This is a genomic window from Pseudomonas saliphila, from assembly GCF_008638345.1.
GTDB lineage: Bacteria > Pseudomonadota > Gammaproteobacteria > Pseudomonadales > Pseudomonadaceae > Halopseudomonas > Halopseudomonas saliphila.
This window is the reverse complement of sequence record NZ_VTVA01000004.1, coordinates 253,492-274,697: the sequence shown is the minus strand read 5'-3', so window position 1 is coordinate 274,697 and position 21,206 is coordinate 253,492. Positions and strand designations below refer to the sequence as shown.

Here is a 21,206-nt window from a genome sequence, read left to right as displayed (position 1 = left end):
CGCAATCATACCGGCATCGCGCTCAGAAACTCAGCTGCGCGCTGAGATAATAATGGCTGCGACTGTCAAACCTGTTATCAGACCAGGTCAAGCCTTCGTCATCCAGCCTGTATTGCCAGGTCAGCGCCACGTCCAGACTGCTGTTGCGGGTCAGCTCCAGGCGTTTGGACAGGCGCGAATCGACCCGCTCGAATCGCCGCTCGTTGAGCATATCAGCACCGTAATAGATCAGACTGCTGTGAATCCCCGCTGGCCATTGCCGCAGCCATGCGGCTGATCCGCTGTTGCGCGGTGTCAGGCGCCGGTCCAATTTGTGCCTGGCAACCAGATCGATATACGCGTAGGTCAGGCGCAGACGATCTCGTCGCGTGGCCTGCCAGTCAAACTGGCCTTCGACACCGGTGAACCGCACGAAGCCTTCATTGGTGGGTACGAAATTTTTCAGCTGCAGCGGCTCGCTCATCATGTCGTGCACTTCCTCGTGAAACGCACGAATGTCGACGGAGAGCCCTATGCCGTGGAATCGGCCGTTATAGCCCAGCTCACCGGAACGCATCTTTTCCTGTTCGAGATCTCCCGGGCCACGCGCGTGTGCGTAGTAGGTGTTGCTGAGTGTTGGCGGACCGCTCAGATTGGCCGGGCGGTAGGTCCAGGAGGCGTTGTTCTCATACATGTCCGGAGAGCGGACCGCTTCGGAATAGACAGCGCGCAGACTGTGGCTGGGCCTTACAAAGTAATGCACCGCCAGGCGCGGAGAAAATGAAAAGCCGGTCAGCTCGCTGTCTTCTGCCATGCCGGCGGCATGCAGGAGCCATTGGGCGTGCGGTTTGTATTCTAGGTTGGCAAACAGCTGCAGCGTTCTGTTGTCCTCCACGCCGCCGAAGAAGGTTTCCGAGCGAACCCGGTCATACCGCAGGTTGGAGCCGAACACGGTGCGCAGTTTATCGGTGAGCTGCAAGGTGTCCTGCAGCTCCACCTCGTAACGCGTTTCCCGCATCGTTTGGTTGATATCCCAACAGCTCGGACCGGCGTCGAGGGCGGCGTCATGCTGGGCGATAACGCGCTCGGCCAAGGGGAAAAGCACGGCCTTGTCTCCCGGAAATAGCCTCCGCAGGTCATCGACCGTATCCAGCTTGCCGCGGAAATACTTGTTCAGATGGCGCGCCAATTGTGGATCAACCTCATAGATAGCTTTCAGATCCGGTGAGAAGACCACGGGGGAGTCACAGGCACGCCACTGTTGTAACTGCTCCATATGCTGGAGGGAGCCACTCAACTGGAGGCTGTGGGTCGCGGAGAAGTCATTGGTCCAGCGAGCAGAGGCCACCCAGGTACGATCCTCGGTATCGGACGATGGCCCGTGTGTGCTGATCTGGCGCTCAAAGGCTGATCCGGCTGCGCCGGGGTAGCCCGGATTGCCTGGAGCCATGGCTTCGTAATCGTAGCCAGCCTGGTCGGAGCTGTCGGCCACACCCAGCTGCCAGTTCAGCGTCTGGTTCGGATCCAGTTGACTGGTGCCGGCGAGTGACAATGCATCGGTGCGCTGGCCGTCGCGAATCGCTTTGCCGTCTTCGTCATGATCAAAGCCGTTATGGCGCCTGCCGAGCACGCTCAGTCGCATATGGGTGTTGCCCGCTGCGAAACCGTGACTGCCGTAACTATCGAGCACTCCACGGGTGCCGCTGGTGACTTTCAGCCGGGTGCCCTGGCTTCCGGAGGGATCACGGGAAATGATATTGACCACGCCCAGCAGGGCATTTGCGCCATAGGCCGCTGTGTTAGGACCGCGAAACACCTCGATACGCTCGATGTCTTCCATCGCCAGCGACAGGCTGGACCAGTCGATGGTGGCCAATCCAGAGCGGTATATCGAGCGGCCATCTACCAGCACCTGCATGCGACGGGCTTCGCTTACATTGGTGCCATGGTAATTGACGTTGGCCTCGTTGCCTGAGTGATAGCCGACCATCATGCCCGGCACCAGCCTGAGCAGTTCGGGAATATCCCGTGCTCCGCTGGCGCGGATCAGCTCGCGATCGATTACCGTCATGCTGCCAGGTACGTCCGCCGGCGCTTGTCTGAGGCGCGTGGCGCTGAGCACGGTAGGCAGATCGGCGTTACTGATCGGGCCGTTTTCCCTGGCTTGTACTGCACAGGTCGTAGCTATGGTCAATAGAATGACCAGACTTCGCGTTTCGAACATGTCTCATCCTGGAGGTTGATTTCGCGGCGCCATCATAACGGCGGTCACAGGTTTTTCCAGTTCCGCATCGCTGTTATCGTGCGCTGAACTTATAATGCCGTTTGTCATTTGAACAAGGGATCCTGCATGACTGAGCAAAAACAGCCCGTTTGCGTACTGGGCGGAGGCAGTTTCGGGACCACGCTGGCCAATCTGATGGCGTCACATGAAGTGCCAGTTACCCTATGGCTGCGTGATCAGGCCGTGGCGGACGAGATTAACCGTGACCACCGGAACAGCCGATACCTGCCGGACATACCGCTGGACCCGCGCCTTGTCGTCACCACTGATCTGCATGCAGCTCTGGCCACAGCCCAGCTGGTGTTTCTGGCCATACCCAGCGGCGCGTTTCGCAATGTATTGCAGCAGATCGGTCCGGACCTGGCGGGCAAGGGCGTAGTCAGCACCACCAAAGGCATTGAACAACCCGGCTTTGTGCTGATGAGTCAGATTGTCGAAGCCGAGGCGCCCGACGCGCGCGTCGGGGTCTTGTCCGGACCGAATCTGGCCCGGGAAATGGCCGCCGGTGCGTTGACCGCGACCGTGATTGCCTGTCGGGACGAGACGCTCTGCAGCGAAGTACAAGCTGTGCTGGGCAGCAAGAGCGTTCGCGTGTACGCCAGCCAGGACCGGTTCGGTGTGGAGCTCGGCGGTGCGCTGAAGAACGTGTACGCGATTATCTCCGGCATGGCCGCTGCAATGGGCGTCGGTGAAAATACCAAGAGCATGCTGATCACCCGGGCGCTGGCCGAAATGACTCGCTTTGCGGTCAGCATGGGCGCCAATCCCATGACCTTCCTGGGGCTTGCCGGGATCGGGGATCTCATAGTCACCTGTACGTCCCCCCAGTCGCGTAACTTTCAGGTCGGTTTCGCCCTCGGCAAGGGGCAGACACTCGAAGATAGCGTGGCGCAGCTGGGGCAAGTGGCAGAAGGCGTGAATACCTTGCGGGTACTCAAGCAGAAGTCCGACGAAGAGGGTATCTATATGCCACTGGTGGCTGGTCTGCATGCCATCCTGTTCGAAGGCCAGCCGATGGTGGATGTGATTGGTCGTCTCATGGCCGCTTCCCAGAAAGACGATGTCGAATTCGCCTCCTACGTAAACAACGATTCCGGGAACACTGCGCAATGAATCATGCCAAGACAGCTATCACCTCCGCCGATTTCTGGCTGCGGTTACTTTACGTCCTGCTGTTTGCTATCGCCTGGCAGATTACTGAAGTGCTATTGGTCGTGGTGGTTGTACTGCAGATCGGTTCGCAACTGCTCAACGGCGCGTATGAGACTCGGTTGACCGGTTTCGGTAACAGTCTTTCCCAATATGCATGGCAGATCGGGCGATTCGCCACTGGCGCCACCGAGCAGAAGCCCTGGCCCTTCATGGAATGGCCGGATCCTCAAGCACAATGGCACCTCACTATCGGCGAGCAGCCATCCGACGCAGACAACCAGACCCGTGACCATACCGCTGACACCTCAGGGGGATCGTCAGACGGTCCAGCTCAGCCATGAAGCTCTGGATACTCAGGCACGGTCAGGCCGAGGCGCAGGCGCCGGCCGACTCCCTTCGTCAACTGACTGCGGCGGGTCAGAAGGAGGTGTTGGAGGTAATGTCCGGTCTGGCTGGGGAGCCATTTGAGGCGGTGCTTGCCAGCCCCTTCGTGCGCGCCCAGCAGACCGCCGAGTTGGCGTGTCAGGCCAGCGGTTTTCCGGGCGGGATCATCACTGTCGATTGGCTGATACCTGAATCCGACCCACACAGCGTGATCGGCTGCCTGGAGCAGCGGAGCGAGCAGAATCTGCTCCTGGTGAGTCATCAGCCCTTGGTCAGTCAGCTGATAAGCCTGCTGGTTGAAGGGCACCGTCGCGGCCACTACCCAATGCCTACCGCCGGGCTGGTCTGTCTCGAACTGGATCACGTAGCAGCCGGGCTTGCCCGGGTGATCAAATGATCTGACATTCATCGGGACAATCCGCGCGGTTGCCTCTGTTCCGCGCTTGTTTGGGCTTTTTGACCGTGGGATAGTGAGTATCGATGCGGTCAATCGAGTGGCTCCGGGGCCTGTTGCCGTTCAGCGCGATGAAACGCCAACGGGCCTTGAACATTCAGCGCAAAAAAGAAGAACAAGAGACCATGAGGTACTGCATATGCCTGATCAGGTGAAACTGGCGGTTTCGTCTGCGCTCGAAAGCTTTTATGAGCGGGAGCGGGCGCACCCCGACCGGGTGTATCTGGTCCAGCCGCGCGCCGCTGGCGGTGCTGACGAATTCACCTGGGCTGAAGTGGGCGATCAGGCGCGCCGGATTGCCGCCTATCTTCGCTCGCTGGAGCTGGACGCAGGCAGTCACATTGCGCTCTTCTCGAAGAATTGTGCTCACTGGATCATCGCCGATCTGGCGATCTGGATGGCTGGTCACGTGAGCGTGCCGATCTATCCGACCCTGAACAACGATGCAGTCCGCCAGATTCTGGAGCACGCGCAGTGCCAGGCAGCGGTGATAGGCAAGCTCGATAGTTGGCAAACCGTCCGCTCCAGCGTGTACCCCGACGTCCCCTGGATTGGCCTGCCGTTGGCGCCGGAAGATGCCGGTTCGCTTTCCTGGCAGCGCCTGCTCGATACGCACGAACCGCTTGGTGACGATCGTCTGCCGGATCCCGCCGCCGTGGCCACCCTGGTCTATACCGCTGGCACCTCGGGCCCGCCAAAGGGCGTGATGCTCAGCTTCAGCGCCATGTACCACGCCGCCAATAACTGGCTTCGTCTGTTTGTGATTGACGACGAGGACCGTCTGTTGTCCTACCTGCCGCTGAGTAATGTGGCGGAGCGCCAGTTCGTTGAAGTCGCGTCTCTGCTGGCCGGTGACACGGTGTTTTTCGTGCACAGCTCGAACACCTTTATCCGCGATATGCGGCGCGCGCGGCCGACGGTGTTTTTCGGTGTGCCACGCATCTGGTCGAAGTTGCAGCGCAGCGTGTACCGGCGAATTCCGGCGGTGTTGCTGGATACCCTGTTGAAAATACCGCTGATCCGCATTATTCCGGCACGCATCGTCTTGTCCAGGCTCGGGCTTAATCACATACGCTACGCCGTTAGCGGCGGCGCGCCGCCCACTGACAGCATGCTGCGCTGGTTCCAGCGGTTAGGCATGAATCTGGTCGAGATATACGGCATGACCGAGAACTGCGGCTACTCGCACCTTGGTAGACCCAAGCGCTTCAAGTCCGGATGGATTGGCTTGCCCAACCCGGGAGTCGAATGTCGACTTGCGGAGAACGGCGAACTGCTGATTCGAAGTCGCGCGACCATGATGGGCTATTTCAGAGACCCGGAAGCGACCGCGCAGATGCTGGACGAGGAGGGATTTCTGCACACGGGCGACCTTGGTGAGGTGGACAAGGAAGGGTTTCTGCGGATCATTGGGCGAGCACGGGACCTGTTCACTACCCGCGCAGGCAAGGTCATTTCGCCGGGCCCGATCGAGCGGCTTCTGGATGCCAGTCCGCTCATTGAGCAATCCTGTGTGCTGGGCGATAACCTGCCGCAGCCGGTCGCGCTGGTGCAGCTAATGGAGCGGGAAGCCGGTACTGCCGCCACAGGGGACTCGGTAGCCACCGAGCGTCTTACGGAACTGCTGCTCGAGATCAATAAGCGCCTGCCGCGGCACCAACAGCTGGCCAGTCTGGTCGTCATAGGGGACGAGTGGCGCATGGATAATGGATTCGTGACGCCGACCCTGAAGCTCAAACGTCACGTTGTCGAAGCGACCTATCAGGACCAGCTCGAATTGTGGTCGGTAAGCGGTAAGCGGGTGCTGTGGCAGGAAGCACCCGAGCCAGTCTGAGGCACTAGAGCCATTCACAGACGCCATACAACTTGTCTATGGATGCCGCGCCGTATAGATTCTCCCGCTTTTTACAGGAACCCCGGTCTCATGGAGCATGCGAGTCACGAAGTACGTTTCAACCTGCCGTCGGTGGAGGTGGCTGCCAAGGTATGGGGCAAGCCCGATGGTCTCCCGGTCATAGGTCTGCATGGTTGGCTCGATAACGCCGCCACCTTTGACCTGATCGCACCCGAACTCAATGGCGTTTATCTGATTGCTCTGGACTTGCCGGGGCACGGTCTCTCTGATCACCTGCCCGCTGGCGGTTACAGCCTGTGGCAGCAGGCCGCCACTGTATTGCAGGTCGCCGAAAGCATGGGATGGGAGCGATTCGCGCTGCTCGGGCATTCGATGGGGGCGATCATCAGCGGCATTCTCTCCGCCAGCATGCCGGAACGGATTATCGGCGCCGCGCTGATCGATGGTCTGGTGCCGATCACCTCAGAAGCCGAAGACACCCCGGCTCAGATGACCCGTTTTCTCAAGGCCACCCTGGCTACCAGCAAGAAGCGCAAGCCGATCTATGTATCGCCTGAAAAGGCCACCACGGCGCGGATTCTGGGCGGTAACATGCCTCTGACGCGGGCGGCGGCCAGTTGCCTGGTCGAACGCGGGCTGATGCCGGAGCAGGGCGGCTGGACCTGGCGGACGGACCCGCAATTGATGCTGCCCTCAGCGCTGCGCTTTACGCGTACCCAGGCCAGAGCGATAGTCGAAGCGATCCGCACGCCAACCTGCCTGGTAGTCGCCAGCGAGGGAATCTTCGCCAAACGCCCGGAAGCGACTGCTTTTATCGAGCAGCTTCAAAGCATCCAGATCCATCGCGTCGAAGGCGGCCATCACCTGCACCTGGAGGAACCTGCGAAGCAGGTGGCAACGATTATTGACAGTTTTTTCAATGACCTTGCTTGACCCGGTGCAGCCACTGACCGAGGCTATCAGAAGTTCCGTCTTTGCTATAGGCTCATGCCACCGCATGGCCAGCGCTGATTGATCTGCGTTGGACTGGTCCCCGTGAGCCCCCTTGTGAGGCGCGGTAATGCTGCAATGCTGAGGAGAACAAATGCCGTCAAGAAGACGACCGGCTCTGCTGTTAATGGGATTGAGTTTCGCTCTGGCATCCGCCGTCAGTCAGGCTGCCGACGCGCTTCCTGATGAATTGTTGATTCAGCCATTTCCCCGCGCCGAAGTAGCCAGGCTAAACATCGAGGAAAGCATCGATCACGGTGTCGCCATCGGCAGCGTGCGACGCATCAATAACAAGTTGCGAGCCGAGCGTGAAGTACGCACCATCGGTGACCTGTTGCAGGTTTCCTGGCTTATCCCAACGGGGCATGACAGCGATGAGGCCTTTGCCCACGCCACCAAGCAGTTGCTGGGCAGAGAGACCACCATGTTGTATTTCTGTGAGGGTCGCGAGTGTGGCAGCAGCAGTACCTGGGCCAGCCAGGTCATCGGCTTCTCGCGGTTATATGGCCCGGATGATAATCAGGCGTATCTGGCAGTGCGTGTAGACGAAGAGCCTCAGCGGTTTGTCAGCCTGTATTCGATCACCCGCGGCAATCGTCAGGTCTATCTGCATGTCGATCAGTTCACGCCTGACGAGGCCGTGGAGAGGCCTTTGTATCCGACCCCCGCGACGCTGCTGAAGGTGATCAACGCCGAAGGGCAGTTCAGCGTGCCCGCAGCCGATCTGGAAGACCTTGACGCGGACGCGGCGGAAAGCTGGCTCGATCTGTTGAACCGTGCGTTGCGCACCGACACCCGTCTGCGCGTTGTGATTCACGGAGCGCAGGCGCCGGCTGTTATTCAGGCGCTCGCTGACCGCGGTATCCGCAAGCAACGTCTTGAAACGGGCGATGCGACCCCCGAAACGGGCGTGCGCATCGTCAAGATCTGAGCGGTCTCAGCGTTTCCGGGAGGGCTCGACTGTCATGCGGTCGGGCAATCCCTGGATCGAAACCCAATCAAACAGTTGTGTCCGGTAGCGCCCTTCATTAAACAACTCGGCCTGATCAGCGTAATGCCGGTCGAAGGGATTGCCCGATTGGCCCAGCGGCAGTATGCCCAGCGTTCCGTCGAGATTGCCCAGGTCGATCAGCCGCCGGGCGGAAGGTCCCGCACTGACCTGAAAGATGTCCTGCTCCAGACCGAAGGTCATACTGTTGATGCTCTCCCGGCTACCGTCAACAGCGACCGGGTTGCTGTTCAACAGCGAGCCGAAGGGTAGTTTCTCTGCGAGCGGATGGGCATGCTCCAGTCGGATAACCTGCTCCCATTTCCAGCTGTCAACGTCCGCGCCCAATTGCTCATTCAAGGCTTCGATGGTGGTGACCCAGGCGTGCTCGATCGCCGCCTGGCGACCATCCTGGGATGGCTGCTGACGGTTGTCCCACCAGGGTGAGGCGGGCTTCCAGTAGAGGCTGAGCAGACTCTTCTCAGCCATGTGGGTATTTTTGAAGAACGCATACTGATCGCCCAGTTCATCGGCGAATAGCGCCCGCATCAGCTGGTCGTGCCAGCGTTGGTAGATGGTGGCGCCGACGCTATTGCGGTCGAAGCCGCCGTCCCATTGCTCGATCATTTCGGCAGCACGCGCCGCCGATGGCCGCAACTCTTCGCTTAACAGCGTGTCACCGAGCAGTGGCAGCGCGTCGGCAATCATGGCGGCCGATTGCGAGCGCTGGTTGTCGAGCTGGATATGGCGAAAATACGTCTGGTCCATCGGCTGGTCGGTGGCAAGCAGCTCGGCGAGACGCTGTGAACGCTCACTCGGCGCATAATATCCAGGAACCACACGGCGCGGGTTGTCATGCTCATAGGGATGATTGGCGCTGAATACATGCCCTGCGGACGGATTGACCGTGCGCGGATTGAGCGCGAAGGCTTGATAGCCGAGAAACTCGTCGCGTTTACTCCCGCCACTGAGCAGGGCGAAGCTGTTGTTGCTTTTTGGCCAGCGTTTCATGCGGCCTATGGCCCACGAGGCAATGTTGTCGTCCACGTCGGCATACACTACGTTCAGCCCGGGGGACCAGTGTTTGGCGGCTGCGGCCTCGAATTCAGCCATGGTGCTGGCCTGGGAGAATCCGTAGAAGGCTTCGGTCGAATCGCTTTCGGAGTCGAGGAAGGTCCAGAACAAACTGACCGGCAGGCGGTCTGCTTCGACCTCTTCAGACGCATCCAGTCGATCATTGATGATGGGCCGGTTTTGCGTACTGCGCAGGCGGATCAGGCGGTCTTCCTGACCGCGCACCTTGATCACTTCTTCATGGACGTCGAGGGTCTGCCAGCGATTGTTCGACCATACGCGGTCCGGGTTGTCCGGATTAACCCGCTCGCGGTAGAAATCCACTTCATCATTCATCAGCATGGTCAGGCCCCATGCATGATTGCGCGTCTGGCCGAGCAGGGCAAAGGGCAGCCCGGCGAGAAAATGGCCATAGACCTCGTGCTCAGGCGTGCGGATATGCGCCTCATACCATGTCGCCGGAACGGAAAAGCCGATATGCGGATCGTTCGCCAGCATCGGGGCGCCGCTTGCGCTACGACTGGCTTTGATGGCCCAGGCGTTGCTGCCGAGGAACTGGCCAACCGGCAGGCGTTGTTCAACATGCGCCACTTGCTTGAGCAACGGTGCCAGCAGTGCGCCGCTTTGCACTGGTGGTGCGGTGGGCGGCTTGCTGCTCGGCCAGCCGGGCACCAGATCCTGCATGTGCTGCTCGCCGAGCGTGCCCCGCACATGGTCGACCAAGGCGTCAGTCTTGAAGGCTTCGGCAAAGGAATAAGCCATGTAGCCCATGACATGGGCGATATCGGCCATGGAAAAATAATCAGGTTCGCTGAGCAATAAACGGTACTCGACCGGCACATTGCCCTGCTCAATGTATTGGTTTATACCATTCTGATAAGCCTGTATCAGCTGGACATGAGGTGCGTCGGCGTTCTGCTCCATGCGCTCGGCGTAATCCCGTGCGTAGCGACTGATACCCAGCGTGCGAAAGAAGCGATCGGTCGCCAGGGATTCCTGGCCAAACAGCTCGGACAGTCGCCCGGCACCAATGCGGCGCAGCAGGTCCATCTGGAACAGGCGGTCCTGGGCGTGCAGGTAGCCCAGGGTGCGGTATGCGTCCTGGTCGGTCTGCGCATCAATATGCGGCACGCCCCAGGTGTCGTAATATACGTGCGCCGGTTGTTTCATGCCCTGCAGGCTGATGGTGCCGCTGCGCTGTGCTTCTGCGTTATGAAATATCCAGGCTCCCAGTGCGGCCATCGCTATTCCAAGAATGAGTACTACGGCGGCCAGCTTCAACAGAAAGGTACGGCGATTATTCACGGGTTGCCTTGATATGGTGAAAATTATCCCGGCATCATGCTGAGAGTGAAACCCGCCGTCAATCGAGATTGATCAGAAGAGGAAAAGACACCATGGGACGCAGCGTCGCTTTGGTATTGGGCAGTGGCGGAGCCCGCGGCTACGCGCATATTGGCGTCATCGAAGAGCTGGAGCGCCGCGGGTATTCCATCGAATGCATCGCCGGTTGCTCCATGGGTGCCGTGGTAGGGGGCGTTTACGCGGCGGGCGGTCTGCCGGCGTACCGCGAATGGGTATCCGGGCTGGCGTACCTGGACGTGTTGCGGCTGCTGGATGTCGGTTTCGGCAACCTCGGGGCCATCCGTGGCGAAAAAGTTTTCGGGCGGGTCAGGGAGATACTCGGCGAGGTCCGAATACAGGACCTGAAGATCCCCTTCACGGCGGTGGCTACCGACCTGACCAACCAGCAGGAAGTGTGGTTTCAGCAGGGCTGTCTGCATCAGGCCATGCGCGCATCGGCGGCGATACCCAGTCTGTTCTCGCCGGTGCGGCAGGGCAGCCGGGTGCTGGTCGATGGCGGTCTGCTCAATCCCTTGCCGATCGTCCCGGTGGTCTCTTCTCATTGCGACCTGATTGTGGCGGTCAACCTTAACGGCACCCATACCTATGGGTACACCCTGCCGGTGATTGAGCGGCCAGCCCCCATACGCCAGCAGTGGGATCAATGGGTCGGCAGCATGAATATGCGCAGCTGGATCTCACGCCGGGGAGCCTCTGCCGACGACGTGGTCTCGCTGGAATCCGCTGCGCAGGAGGAACCGCCCGCTGAGATCGTCGCAATGCGTCAGCAGGATGAAAGCGCACCGGTGCGCGTCGAGCAGAACGTCGGGCCGGCAAGCATGCTTGAATTGGTCAACTTGTCATTCGAGACCATGCAGGCCTCGCTGACCCAGTACAAGATTGCTGGCTATCCGCCGGATGTATTGATAGAGGTACCAAAACGGCTGACCCGCTTTTTCGATTTTCACCGCGCGCCCGAACTGATCGAGCTGGGTCGAATGGTCGCCAGTGACACACTGGATCGTTTTGAAGGGGTCACGCCAGCGGTTGGCAAGGTGTCCTGATGGCTGCGACAAAAGGTCAACAGACTCCGGCCAGTTCATAGGCCGACCACCTCATGCCTGATAGAATGCCGCTCTTGAATTGGCAGGAGAGATGGCATGACAGCTTCAGTTCGCTTGACCGAGTACAGCCACGGCGCCGGCTGTGGATGCAAGATATCCCCGCAGGTGCTCGATGAGATCCTCTCGGTCGGGCAGCCCGGCCCGGCTTTTCCCCAGCTTTGGGTGGGCAATTCCAGCCGGGACGATGCCGCAGTGTTCGGTCTGGATGACGAGCGGGGCATTGTCAGTACCACCGATTTCTTCATGCCCATCGTCGATGACCCCTACGATTTCGGCCGTATCGCCGCGACCAATGCCATCAGTGATATCTATGCCATGGGTGGAACACCCATGATGGCCATCGCCATCCTCGGCTGGCCGGTGAATGTGTTGCCGGCAGCCGTGGCGGGTGAAGTGATGGCCGGGGCCCGTGCGGTCTGTACGGAGGCCGGCATGCCCTTGGCCGGTGGCCACTCGATTGACGCCCCGGAACCTATTTTTGGCCTGGCAGTGACCGGCCATGTTTCGCGCAGTCAACTCAAGCGCAATGACACCGCACGTCCTGGCGCCAAACTGTATCTGACCAAGCCCCTGGGTATCGGCATCCTCACGACTGCCGAGAAGCAGAAAAAGCTGCGCGACGAAGATGCCGGCGTGGCGCGTGATCTGATGTGTCGTCTCAATAGCATCGGCGCGCGGTTCGCGGCGCTGCCAGGGGTTCAGGCGATGACCGACGTCACCGGCTTCGGTTTGCTCGGCCATCTGGTTGAAATGGCCGAGGGCTCAGGGGTCAAGGCACGGGTCGAGTATCAGCGGGTGCCGCGTCTGGCCAGTGTCGATTACTACCTGTCGGCCGGCTGCATTCCGGGCGGTACCGGGCGGAATTTCGACAGTTACGGGCACAAGGTTGCCGATATGCCGCCAGCCTGGCGCAACCTGTTGTGCGACCCACAGACCAGCGGTGGTTTGCTGGTTGCGGTAGATCCGGCGGCGCAGGCCGAGTTTCTGGCGGTCGCGCAGGAAGCAGGCATGCATCTGGAGCCAATTGGCGAGTGCGTCGCCGCCGATGCTGGCGCCTGCGTCGAGGTGGTTTGATGCGCGCTGATACGCAGGATTATCGACAGCTGTTTCTGAATGATGTGCCGCTGCTGGATGCGCGCGCACCTGTCGAGTTTGCCAAAGGGGCTTTCCCGAGCGCAGTAAACATGCCGCTGATGCTCGATAGCGAACGCGAACAGGTGGGTATCTGTTACAAGCAAAGAGGCCAGCAGGCAGCCATCGATCTGGGTCATACACTGGTCAACGGCGAGATCAAGGCGCAGCGGGTAGCGGCCTGGAAGGCGTTTACCGAGGCGCACCCGGAGGGCTATATTTATTGCTTCCGTGGGGGACTGCGTTCGCAGCTCGTGCAGGAATGGCTGGCAGAGGCGGGGGTGCATTACCCGCGCGTGACCGGCGGCTACAAGGCGCTACGACGTTTTCTAATTGACACGCTGGATGATGCCATCCGTGAGTGTCCGTTGAAGCTGGTTGCCGGCTTGACCGGTACCGGCAAGACTGAGGTAATTACCGCCCTGGATTGCAGTCTCGATCTGGAAGGTCACGCTCATCACCGCGGCTCGAGCTTTGGCCGACGCGCTAATCCTCAGCCGGGGCAAATCGATTTCGAGAACCGCTTGGCGATCGAAGTCCTCAAGGCGCGCGCCAAGGGTAGCCAATGCCTGGTGCTGGAAGACGAGGGCCGTATGGTCGGCAGTTGCACGGTGCCGGTCGAGCTGTTTCGGGCAATGCAGGAAGCGCCGCTGATCTGGCTGGAAGACAGCTTTGAAAACCGTGTGGACCGGATCCTTCAGGACTACGTAACGGATATGCGGGCGGAATATGCGCAGCTGTATCCCGATCAACCTGAGGCTGCTTTCGCTGCCTTCTCGGAGTATCTGCTGGGTAGCCTGCTACGCATCCGTAAGCGTCTGGGCGGCGACCGGTATCAATCCCTCGATAGCATCATGCGCCAGGCACTGGAGATCCAGCAGCGCAGCGGTGAGGTGCATGCCCACCGCGACTGGATCGCGGGGCTGCTGACCCATTACTACGACCCAATGTATGCCTATCAGCGAGCAGGCAAAGAGGAGCGGGTCGTGTTCAGTGGTGACAAGCAGGCCGTCATTGAGTACCTGGCTGAGCAGTCGATTACCGAGGGGTAGCGGACTATTCGTCCCGGCCTTCCAGCATGGTTCGTTTCAGCAGTACATAAACCGAGCCGGTGCCGCCATGGCGCGGAATGCATGAGGTAAAACCCAGTACCTTCGAGTGTTGGCGCAGCCAGGTGTTTACATGGCTCTTGAGGATGGGCTTGCGGCCATCCTTGCGTGCCGCCTTGCCGTGGGTCACGCGTACGCAGCGAATCTCCAGGCGGTTGGCCTCGGCAAGAAACTCCCAGAGGATCTCCCGCGCTTTGTCCACCGTCATGCCATGCAGGTCGATGGTGCCATCGAAGGGTATCTGTCCGGATTTCAGTTTGCGCAGCTGGCTTTCCTGTACGCCGTTGCATGCCCAGGCGAGCTCTTCCTCCGGCTGCACATCCATTACAAACTGATCGGACAGGCCGTCGATCTTGATCCGGTTATCCGGGCGCACAGCCTCCTGGCGCAGGGTTTTGAGCCGTGCGTGATCGGTACGGGGCTTGCCAGTGTCGGCGTGATCAACCTTGATGGGTTTCACGCCCCGGATGGCCTGGCGGAACAGGTCTATGTCGTCCGAATCGTCGGAGTGGTGATTCATGGTCGTCAACGAATGAGTGTCAGGCGCGCATTGTACCAGCCTGACGGCGGTGATGAGACCGGCTAGAATGGCGACTCTGCCACCCTGGATGTTTTGCCATGACCGAAATCACCGCGTTAATCACCATCAAGGATCTCATTCGCTGGGGCGTGAGTCGTTTCCATGAAGCCGGCTTGTGGTTCGGCCACGGAACCGATAATGCCTGGGATGAGGCGCGCCTGCTGGTGTTGAGTGGTCTGGCATTGCCCTGGGAGACCCCGCTGGAGTATATGGATTGTCGGGTGACTGAGGGTGAGCGTGCCGCGGTGGTGGACCTGCTGCAGCAGCGCATCGAGCAGCGCATTCCCGCTGCCTATCTCACGGGCCATGCCCGATTTGCCGGCCTGGACTTTGTCGTCGACGAGCGGGTGCTGGTGCCGCGCTCGCCTATCGCTGAGCTGATCGGCAACCGTTTCGAGCCCTGGCTGGAGCGTGACCCCGTGCGGATTCTGGATCTGTGTACGGGCAGCGGGTGCATTGGTATTGCCTGCGCTTACGCTTTTCCCCAGGCCGAGGTGGTGTTGGCGGATCTGTCCACCGATGCGCTGGCTGTCGCCGAGGAGAACATCGAAGCCCATCAGCTTCAGGACCGCGTTGAAGCACGCTGGTCAGACGGCCTTGATGGCATGCCTGGCGAGCGCTTTGACCTGATTGTCAGCAATCCTCCCTATGTTGATGCCGAGGATATGGACGATCTGCCCGACGAGTATCATCACGAGCCTGAGATCGGCCTGGCCTGCGGCACTGATGGTCTGGATCTGGTCCGGCGCATACTCGCCGAGGCGGCTGATCACCTGACCGAGGATGGTGTGCTGGTGGTTGAAGTCGGTAACAGCATGGTGCACGTGATGGCTGAGTGGCCTGAGGTGGACTTCGAGTGGGTGCCGTTCAAACACGGCGGACACGGGGTGTTCGTGCTCAACGCGGGGCAGTGCAGGGATCATCAGGCGCTGTTTCGCCAGTCACGTTAACCCTGCTCAGCGCAGTACCACCCAGAGCAGCAGTATCGCCTGGAAGATGGCGAAAACAATCAGGCAGCCAATGGCGAAACGGTGCCCGATATCGTTGCGCTTGTAGCTTTCCAGCGCTGCTTGCAAGGTATTGAGCTGACGCTGTTGTTGCAGCTGAGCGGCTTCCTGCTCGCGTAGCTGATGCAGGAGCTCGCCCGGCTGGATGCGCTGGACGCGTTCGGTGTTCCAGCTACTGATCAGGTTCTGCAGGTGGCTGGTCTGGGCGCGTCCCTTTGCGGGTGAATCCTCATCGATACTGAGATCGAACCCGGCACGCTTGAGCAGTTTCCTGCGTACTTCCTGCAATTCGGCGTTGAGCCCCTGGTCGTCAAAGATCAGCGGCGTGACTACATACTCAGGCACTGTACGCTGGCACCAGTCGATCAACTGAGCGAGCAGGTAGCCTGCTAGGCCGCGCCGTGCCGGTGCCAGACGCACACCAGAGATCGGGCCGAAGCGCACCCGCTGGCGGCTATGATCAACCAACACCTCCAGCCGGTTGCCATCCTCCTGCAGCGGTTCGCCATCCAGCCGAACGTGCAGGCGATACAGCTCCAGGTTGCCGACCCGCTCGCGGGTTACCCCGACCTGCGCCAGCATCTCCGGCTGGATGATCTTGCGCAGGACTGATACTGGCCTGAGCAATACCCAATGAAAGTCAGTTGGCCGGGCGCGGGCAAAGGGATCCCTTGGCGATTTGGGTGCCGTTGCGTCAATGGTCGGTAGGTCCGCGCTGCTCATGAGTGGTGTCCGCTAGGGTTCACCGGCTTATCGGCAGCGGGGCTGTAAACTTTACCCGACTACCAGGTGCTCAGCGCCGTCCAGATCAGGCGAATGGCAAGCAATGTCAGTAACAGGTTGAAGATCAGCCCAAAGCGTTGGTCACTGAGGTTTTTCAGCAGCGTCAGGCCGAACCAGGTTCCGAGTGCGCCGGCCGCCACCATGGCCAGTATCAGCCCCAGCCATTCCATGAATATGAAGCCCGCCGCGCCGTATACCAGGGCTTTCGGAGCATGTTGCAATGTCATGGCCGCAGCGAAGGTGGCCACCGTGGCGAAGCGGTCACCCTGTTGCTGCTGTTTGACGAAGGCGGCCACCAGTGGCCCGGTGGCACCGACAAAGAGGCTGACGAAGGTGGTGAAGGTCGCCGCAATCAGGGTGCCGACCGGGCCGGTCGCAATCTTTGGGATCTGCGGCCCCCAGCAGAGCAGCAGAATGAAACCGGCGATACACAGCTGAACCAGCGCCAGCGGCAAATCCACCAGAAACAGGCTGCCGAGCCAGGCACCCAGCAGGACGCCAGGTAGAAACCAGGCGATCACCGACAGCCGAATATGGCGAACGGTCATCAGCGCCCGGTTGAAATTGGAGCCCAGTTGCACCATGCCATGCACGGGGATAATGGCGGCAGGGGGCATGACCAGCGCCATGATCGCGAGCAGTGCGACGCCGCCTCCGATGCCCAGCGAGGCAGTGATCACCGACGTGATACCCGCGGCAAGGATCAGCATCACCACCAGCCCCGGTGAAAGACCGGCGGGCAGAATGAATTCAAGCATTGCTTCCATCGACATGCCTGCCGCTGCGAAAACGCAAGCTTAGGGTCTGTTCGTCAGTTATCGCAACCTCGAGCGGCCGGGACGGGTAGGGCGCGGCGCCGGCCGCCCGGACAACGGGCTGTCGCCCACAAGTGCGGAACGCTATACTGCTGGCCCTCCAATATTCGACGTCGGGTTGCGCACATGTCCGGGAATACCATAGGCACACTTTTCACTGTCACCACCGCCGGCGAGAGCCATGGTGCGGCCCTGATGGCTATTGTGGATGGCTGCCCCCCAGGCATGGAGCTGAGTACAGCCGACCTGCAGCACGAGCTTGACCGGCGCAGACCAGGCACCAGTCGGCACACAACCCAGCGTCAGGAAGCGGATGAAGTCGAAATTGTCTCCGGCGTATTCGAAGGGCGCACCACGGGATGTCCGATCGGCTTGCTGATTCGTAACACGGATCAGAAGTCGAAAGATTATTCGGCGATCAAGGATCTGTTCCGCCCGGCCCACGCCGATTACACCTACCATCATAAATATGGCTTCCGCGATTACCGCGGAGGGGGGCGCTCATCCGCGCGCGAGACGGCCATGCGCGTGGCCGCCGGCGCCATTGCCAAGAAGTACTTGGCGACGCAGGGCATCACCGTGCGCGGTTACATGAGCCAGCTGGGTCCGATCGAAATCCCGTTTGAAACCTGGGATGCGGTCGATCAGAACGCCTTTTTCTGTCCCAATCCAGGCAAGGTGCCGGAGCTGGAAAGCTACATGGACCAACTGCGCAGGGATCAGGATTCGGTCGGCGCGAAAATTACCGTGGTCGCCGAGGGTGTTCCGCCAGGACTGGGCGAGCCGGTATTCGATCGGCTCGACGCGGAGCTGGCCTACGCGCTGATGAATATCAACGCGGTAAAGGGCGTCGAGATCGGTGCCGGCTTTGCCTCCGTCGCCCAGCGCGGGACAGAGCATCGTGATGAGCTGACTCCTGCGGGGTTCAAGAGCAACAATGCCGGTGGCGTATTGGGCGGCATTTCTTCCGGGCAGCCGATTGTCGCCAGCCTGGCGCTAAAACCTACATCCAGCATCACAACTCCTGGGCAATCCATTGATATTAATGGCAATCCTGTCGAGGTGATCACCAAGGGACGGCATGATCCCTGTGTCGGCATCCGCGCCACACCGATCGCCGAGGCCATGGTCGCCATTGTCTTGCTCGACCATCTGCTGCGCCACCGCGGGCAGAACGCAGAGGTTAAGGTCGGGACGCCCGTGCTCGGTCAGCTGTAATCCGTTCCCGGCGACCCGCTGTTGCACAGTTCAACTCTGCTGAGTTGAACTCGTTGTCCAGCCAATGAGCTTGCCGTACTGGCGCCTGTCGGGCTTCTATTTCGCCTACTTCGCGCTGCTTGGCGGAATCGCCCCGTTCCTTTCCTTGTATTTCCATCATCTGGGTTTCCCGGCCGCCCGCATCGGGGAGCTGGTCGCCATCCCCATGTTGATGCGGTGCCTGGCGCCTAGTCTGTGGGGCTGGTTGGGCGATGTAACCGGCAGACGGTTGCTGATCGTTCGCTGTGGTGCGCTGGCTACTGCAGTGACCTTTATCGGGATATTCCTGCGCCAGGATTACCTGTGGCTGGCCATGATCATGGCTTTGCACAGCTTTTTCTGGCACGCGGTGTTACCTCAGTTCGAAGCGATTACCCTTTCCCATCTGGGGGATCAATCAGCGCGCTACAGCCAGGTACGGCTGTGGGGGTCGGTCGGCTTTATCGCCACGGTGGTGGGCTTGGGCTGGCTTCTGCAGTCGTATGATATGGATGTTTATCCGGCCGTTATGCTCGGGATCATGCTGTCAATCTACCTCTGCAGTCTGATGGTGCCCGCGCCGCCGATCCGTGTGGCCCGGGGGGAGGGTCGGTTGGCGGTGGGGTTCCTGCGGCAACTGCTCAGGCCGGGCGTGCCGGCTTTTTTTATCTGCGTTGCGCTGATGCAACTGTCCCACGGGCCTTACTACACCTTTCTCACGCTGCACCTGGAGGCGCTCAGTTATACGCGCGGAGCTATTGGGGTGATGTGGGCGCTGGGGGTAGTCGCAGAGATTCTACTGTTCATGCTGATGACCCGGATATTGGCATTCTGCAGCCTGAAATACATGCTGATAGCCAGCTTCGCCCTGGCCGCGTTGCGCTGGCTGCTGCTGGGTGCGCTGGCCGACCAGCTGGCGGTTCTGTTGTTTGCACAGCTGCTGCATGCCGCCACCTTCGGCAGTTTCCATGTGGCAGCTATCCACTTTGTCCAACGGAGCTTCAGCGAGAAACTGCAGGGACAGGGCCAGGCTTTGTATGCCACGCTTGCGGGGGTCGGCGGCGCACTGGGAGCGCTGTATTCCGGTTACAGCTGGACCACTATCGGGCCGTTCTGGACCTTTGTGATCGCCAGTTTTGCGGCGCTGCTCGCTGCACTGGTGCTACTGTGGCGTCTGCCTGGGCGATCCGCCGTGGTCACTAACAACGAACAGATTCATTAATCAGATAACAAGAGGCGGGTGGCATTCATGAGTTTTCTGGCGGTGTATCACCACGACAATCTGCTGAATCCGATCAAGCTGCTGACGCACAGGGAAGACATTGGGGCAGTGCTGGCAGACGTATCTGTTGCCTACGAGACTATCGATTTATCTGTCGAACTACAGGCTGATCAGGACGACGCACAGCTGGCGGACAATCTACGGACGCGCTTTGGCCAATACCCGCACCTGAATGTTCTGCGCCTGCCTCGGATACCCGCTTATGCTGCAGGAGCGCAGCACCAAGGGGAGTCCGAACAGAGCTGCGGCGATACGGGTCTGCGACTTTTTCTCAAGGGTGCAGGCGTACTCTGTCTACACATAGACGACCACCTGTATGCGCTGGGCTGCGTGCGCGGAGACCTGGTGTCGATCCCTGCCAATGTCATGCACTGGTTGCGCCAGGGCGTGGGGTCTGAATGCATCATCATCCGGCTGGCGAAGACGTCTGTCGGAGTTGAATGTATTCCCTGCGATGGTGGGCTAGCCATGAACATGGACCTGCCGGAAATCCAATAGCTACCCTGTTGAAGACGTGCGCAACGCGCCGGCCTGACGATTTGTGCTGTAATTTCTAACAAGCGAAGCCATGATGTTAGGCTAGACTGAACAAGAACTTTCTCAAAACAAGGACTTAGCGATGGATAATATTGGCGGTGGTTTGGTTGGTCTGGTGATACTGGTCCTGAGTATTTGGGCAATCATCAAAATTGTGCAGAGCGGTGCAAGTACGCTTGCCAAGGTACTCTGGGTACTGTTCATTCTGATTGTGCCGGTGATCGGTTTGATCGTCTGGTTTTTCGCCGGCCCGCGCGGTGGGAATCTCACCTGAATGGTGCCACTCGATGGTAGGGTGGCGCTGGTTACCGGCGCTGCTCGAGGTATCGGACGTGGCGTGGCGACCCGACTCCTGCGAGACGGGTGGTCAGTGGTGCTGGCTGATATCGACGAAACCGCCGGGCAGGACGCCGCCGAAGAGCTCGCCCGCCTGGGCACGGTAGAATTTGTGACCCTGGATGTGGCAGACGAAGCCAGTGTCATAGCCTGCATGGAGCGCATCGAAGAGGATTTCGGACAACTCGATGGGTTGGTCAATAATGCGGGCATTGCCGACCCGGACAATGGCCCGCTGGAACAGTTGAGCCTGGACAGTTGGAATCGCCTGCTGGCGACCAATCTGACCGGTGCTTTTTTGCTCTCGAAGCACGCGATCGAGCTATTGCGCCGTCGCGGCGGCGCCATCGTCAATATGGCGTCCACACGGGCAATCCAATCGGAAGCCCAGACCGAAGCCTATGCTGCGAGCAAAGGCGGCCTGGTTGCCCTCACCCATGCCATGGCTGTCAGTCTCGGACCTGATATCAGGGTCAATGCGGTCAGTCCCGGCTGGATCGATACCCGTCCGCCGGTTCAGCAGGCCAGCGATCCGTTAAGGGTCGTCGACCACGAACAACATGCAGCGGGCAGGGTAGGGCAACCGGCGGATGTCGCCGCGCTAGTCGCCTTTCTGCTTGGACCGGATGCCGGTTTCATAACCGGACAGAACTATGTGATTGACGGAGGCATGACCCGACAGATGTTTTACGTCGAGTAAGGTCAGGATTCGACCGAAGCCGGCCCCGTCTGAAGCCGGCGGTTGCAGCACCTGTTGCGTCG

At 60.0% G+C, this 21,206-nt stretch carries 20 protein-coding genes; 15 read left to right on the top strand and 5 right to left on the bottom strand.

What is annotated here, in order from left to right; translation table 11 throughout:
- Positions 1-22: 22 nt before the first annotated feature.
- Entirely contained in the window at positions 23-2,203 is a 2,181-nt protein-coding gene (locus tag FHK95_RS06800) for a TonB-dependent receptor plug domain-containing protein (RefSeq protein ID WP_150303836.1), read from the bottom strand.
- Positions 2,204-2,329: 126 nt separating this feature from the next.
- On the opposite strand from FHK95_RS06800, the gene FHK95_RS06795 reads away from it, so the two are divergent.
- From FHK95_RS06795 to FHK95_RS06770, 6 genes are all read left to right on the top strand, one after another.
- A complete protein-coding gene (locus FHK95_RS06795; protein ID WP_150303835.1) occupies positions 2,330-3,376 on the top strand; it encodes an NAD(P)H-dependent glycerol-3-phosphate dehydrogenase in 1,047 nt (348 codons plus the stop codon).
- Entirely contained in the window at positions 3,373-3,756 is a 384-nt protein-coding gene (locus FHK95_RS06790) for a DUF4389 domain-containing protein (protein WP_150303834.1), read from the top strand. Before FHK95_RS06795 ends, FHK95_RS06790 begins: the two co-directional genes overlap by 4 nt.
- Positions 3,753-4,196, top strand: a complete 444-nt coding sequence (gene sixA, locus FHK95_RS06785) for a phosphohistidine phosphatase SixA (RefSeq protein ID WP_150303833.1) — start codon at positions 3,753-3,755, stop codon at positions 4,194-4,196. Before FHK95_RS06790 ends, sixA begins: the two co-directional genes overlap by 4 nt.
- Before the next feature lie 196 nt (positions 4,197-4,392).
- A complete protein-coding gene (locus tag FHK95_RS06780; protein ID WP_150303832.1) occupies positions 4,393-6,087 on the top strand; it encodes an AMP-binding protein in 1,695 nt (564 codons plus the stop codon).
- A gap of 90 nt (positions 6,088-6,177) precedes the next feature.
- Positions 6,178-7,041, top strand: a complete 864-nt coding sequence (locus FHK95_RS06775; RefSeq protein ID WP_150303831.1) for an alpha/beta fold hydrolase — start codon at positions 6,178-6,180, stop codon at positions 7,039-7,041.
- Between the two features lie 151 nt (positions 7,042-7,192).
- Positions 7,193-8,029: a DUF4892 domain-containing protein gene (locus tag FHK95_RS06770; protein WP_150303830.1), complete on the top strand. Its 837-nt coding sequence runs from the start codon at positions 7,193-7,195 to the stop codon at positions 8,027-8,029.
- Between the two features lie 6 nt (positions 8,030-8,035).
- On the opposite strand, the gene FHK95_RS06765 is transcribed toward FHK95_RS06770, so the two are convergent.
- Positions 8,036-10,465 (bottom strand): penicillin acylase family protein, encoded by a 2,430-nt coding sequence (locus tag FHK95_RS06765; RefSeq protein ID WP_150303829.1) that lies wholly within the window; start codon positions 10,463-10,465, stop codon positions 8,036-8,038.
- Between the two features lie 92 nt (positions 10,466-10,557).
- Here FHK95_RS06765 and FHK95_RS06760 point away from each other — a divergent pair, with 92 nt between their 5' ends.
- The 3 genes from FHK95_RS06760 to mnmH all read left to right on the top strand — a co-directional run bounded on the left by FHK95_RS06760 (position 10,558) and on the right by mnmH (position 13,811).
- Positions 10,558-11,568 (top strand): patatin-like phospholipase family protein, encoded by a 1,011-nt coding sequence (locus FHK95_RS06760; RefSeq protein WP_150303828.1) that lies wholly within the window; start codon positions 10,558-10,560, stop codon positions 11,566-11,568.
- A gap of 96 nt (positions 11,569-11,664) precedes the next feature.
- Positions 11,665-12,702 carry a selenide, water dikinase SelD gene (gene selD, locus FHK95_RS06755; protein ID WP_150303827.1) on the top strand — a complete coding sequence of 346 codons (1,038 nt, stop codon included), beginning with the start codon at positions 11,665-11,667 and terminating at the stop codon, positions 12,700-12,702.
- Positions 12,702-13,811: a tRNA 2-selenouridine(34) synthase MnmH gene (gene mnmH, locus FHK95_RS06750; RefSeq protein WP_150303826.1), complete on the top strand. Its 1,110-nt coding sequence runs from the start codon at positions 12,702-12,704 to the stop codon at positions 13,809-13,811. Before selD ends, mnmH begins: the two co-directional genes overlap by 1 nt.
- A 4-nt stretch (positions 13,812-13,815) precedes the next feature.
- Here mnmH and FHK95_RS06745 read toward each other — a convergent pair whose 3' ends face one another.
- Positions 13,816-14,388: a Smr/MutS family protein gene (locus FHK95_RS06745; RefSeq protein WP_150303825.1), complete on the bottom strand. Its 573-nt coding sequence runs from the start codon at positions 14,386-14,388 to the stop codon at positions 13,816-13,818.
- 98 nt (positions 14,389-14,486) lie between these two features.
- Between FHK95_RS06745 and prmB the strand changes: the two genes are divergently transcribed.
- The gene (gene prmB, locus FHK95_RS06740) at positions 14,487-15,398 is read left to right on the top strand and encodes a 50S ribosomal protein L3 N(5)-glutamine methyltransferase (protein ID WP_150303824.1); all 912 of its coding nucleotides are present in this window, start codon (positions 14,487-14,489) and stop codon (positions 15,396-15,398) included.
- 6 nt (positions 15,399-15,404) lie between these two features.
- On the opposite strand, the gene FHK95_RS06735 is transcribed toward prmB, so the two are convergent.
- Positions 15,405-16,178: a hypothetical protein gene (locus tag FHK95_RS06735; RefSeq protein ID WP_150303823.1), complete on the bottom strand. Its 774-nt coding sequence runs from the start codon at positions 16,176-16,178 to the stop codon at positions 15,405-15,407.
- Positions 16,179-16,237: 59 nt separating this feature from the next.
- The gene (locus FHK95_RS06730; RefSeq protein ID WP_150303822.1) at positions 16,238-17,005 is read right to left on the bottom strand and encodes a sulfite exporter TauE/SafE family protein; all 768 of its coding nucleotides are present in this window, start codon (positions 17,003-17,005) and stop codon (positions 16,238-16,240) included.
- A gap of 174 nt (positions 17,006-17,179) precedes the next feature.
- On the opposite strand from FHK95_RS06730, the gene aroC reads away from it, so the two are divergent.
- The 5 genes from aroC (at position 17,180) to FHK95_RS06705 (ending at position 21,144) form a co-directional block, all read left to right on the top strand.
- Positions 17,180-18,271 (top strand): chorismate synthase, encoded by a 1,092-nt coding sequence (aroC, locus tag FHK95_RS06725; RefSeq protein WP_150303821.1) that lies wholly within the window; start codon positions 17,180-17,182, stop codon positions 18,269-18,271.
- A gap of 64 nt (positions 18,272-18,335) precedes the next feature.
- Entirely contained in the window at positions 18,336-19,511 is a 1,176-nt protein-coding gene (locus tag FHK95_RS06720; protein ID WP_150303820.1) for an MFS transporter, read from the top strand.
- Between the two features lie 27 nt (positions 19,512-19,538).
- The gene (locus FHK95_RS06715; RefSeq protein ID WP_150303819.1) at positions 19,539-20,069 is read left to right on the top strand and encodes a cupin domain-containing protein; all 531 of its coding nucleotides are present in this window, start codon (positions 19,539-19,541) and stop codon (positions 20,067-20,069) included.
- A 121-nt stretch (positions 20,070-20,190) separates the two neighbouring features.
- Positions 20,191-20,382, top strand: coding sequence for a PLDc N-terminal domain-containing protein (locus FHK95_RS06710; RefSeq protein WP_150303818.1), 192 nt, complete (start codon positions 20,191-20,193; stop codon positions 20,380-20,382).
- Positions 20,383-21,144, top strand: coding sequence for an SDR family oxidoreductase (locus FHK95_RS06705; protein ID WP_150303817.1), 762 nt, complete (start codon positions 20,383-20,385; stop codon positions 21,142-21,144).
- Positions 21,145-21,206: the final 62 nt, after the last annotated feature.

Excerpts from the sequence above, each read along its gene's own strand:
- FHK95_RS06790 (WP_150303834.1), top strand. The coding sequence starts at position 3,373 with ATGAATCATGCCAAGACAGCTATCACCTCCGCCGATTTCTGGCTGCGG.
- FHK95_RS06770 (WP_150303830.1), top strand. The coding sequence starts at position 7,193 with ATGCCGTCAAGAAGACGACCGGCTCTGCTGTTAATGGGATTGAGTTTC.
- FHK95_RS06745 (WP_150303825.1), bottom strand. The coding sequence starts at position 14,388 with ATGAATCACCACTCCGACGATTCGGACGACATAGACCTGTTCCGCCAG.
- FHK95_RS06720 (WP_150303820.1), top strand. The coding sequence starts at position 18,336 with ATGAGCTTGCCGTACTGGCGCCTGTCGGGCTTCTATTTCGCCTACTTC.
- selD (WP_150303827.1), top strand. The coding sequence starts at position 11,665 with ATGACAGCTTCAGTTCGCTTGACCGAGTACAGCCACGGCGCCGGCTGT.
- mnmH (WP_150303826.1), top strand. The coding sequence starts at position 12,702 with ATGCGCGCTGATACGCAGGATTATCGACAGCTGTTTCTGAATGATGTG.
- FHK95_RS06780 (WP_150303832.1), top strand. The coding sequence starts at position 4,393 with ATGCCTGATCAGGTGAAACTGGCGGTTTCGTCTGCGCTCGAAAGCTTT.
- FHK95_RS06710 (WP_150303818.1), top strand. The coding sequence starts at position 20,191 with ATGGATAATATTGGCGGTGGTTTGGTTGGTCTGGTGATACTGGTCCTG.
- FHK95_RS06795 (WP_150303835.1), top strand. The coding sequence starts at position 2,330 with ATGACTGAGCAAAAACAGCCCGTTTGCGTACTGGGCGGAGGCAGTTTC.
- prmB (WP_150303824.1), top strand. The coding sequence starts at position 14,487 with ATGACCGAAATCACCGCGTTAATCACCATCAAGGATCTCATTCGCTGG.
- aroC (WP_150303821.1), top strand. The coding sequence starts at position 17,180 with ATGTCCGGGAATACCATAGGCACACTTTTCACTGTCACCACCGCCGGC.
- FHK95_RS06705 (WP_150303817.1), top strand. The coding sequence starts at position 20,383 with ATGGTGCCACTCGATGGTAGGGTGGCGCTGGTTACCGGCGCTGCTCGA.
- FHK95_RS06735 (WP_150303823.1), bottom strand. The coding sequence starts at position 16,178 with ATGAGCAGCGCGGACCTACCGACCATTGACGCAACGGCACCCAAATCG.
- FHK95_RS06760 (WP_150303828.1), top strand. The coding sequence starts at position 10,558 with ATGGGACGCAGCGTCGCTTTGGTATTGGGCAGTGGCGGAGCCCGCGGC.
- sixA (WP_150303833.1), top strand. The coding sequence starts at position 3,753 with ATGAAGCTCTGGATACTCAGGCACGGTCAGGCCGAGGCGCAGGCGCCG.
- FHK95_RS06715 (WP_150303819.1), top strand. The coding sequence starts at position 19,539 with ATGAGTTTTCTGGCGGTGTATCACCACGACAATCTGCTGAATCCGATC.
- FHK95_RS06775 (WP_150303831.1), top strand. The coding sequence starts at position 6,178 with ATGGAGCATGCGAGTCACGAAGTACGTTTCAACCTGCCGTCGGTGGAG.
- FHK95_RS06800 (WP_150303836.1), bottom strand. The coding sequence starts at position 2,203 with ATGTTCGAAACGCGAAGTCTGGTCATTCTATTGACCATAGCTACGACC.
- FHK95_RS06730 (WP_150303822.1), bottom strand. The coding sequence starts at position 17,005 with ATGGAAGCAATGCTTGAATTCATTCTGCCCGCCGGTCTTTCACCGGGG.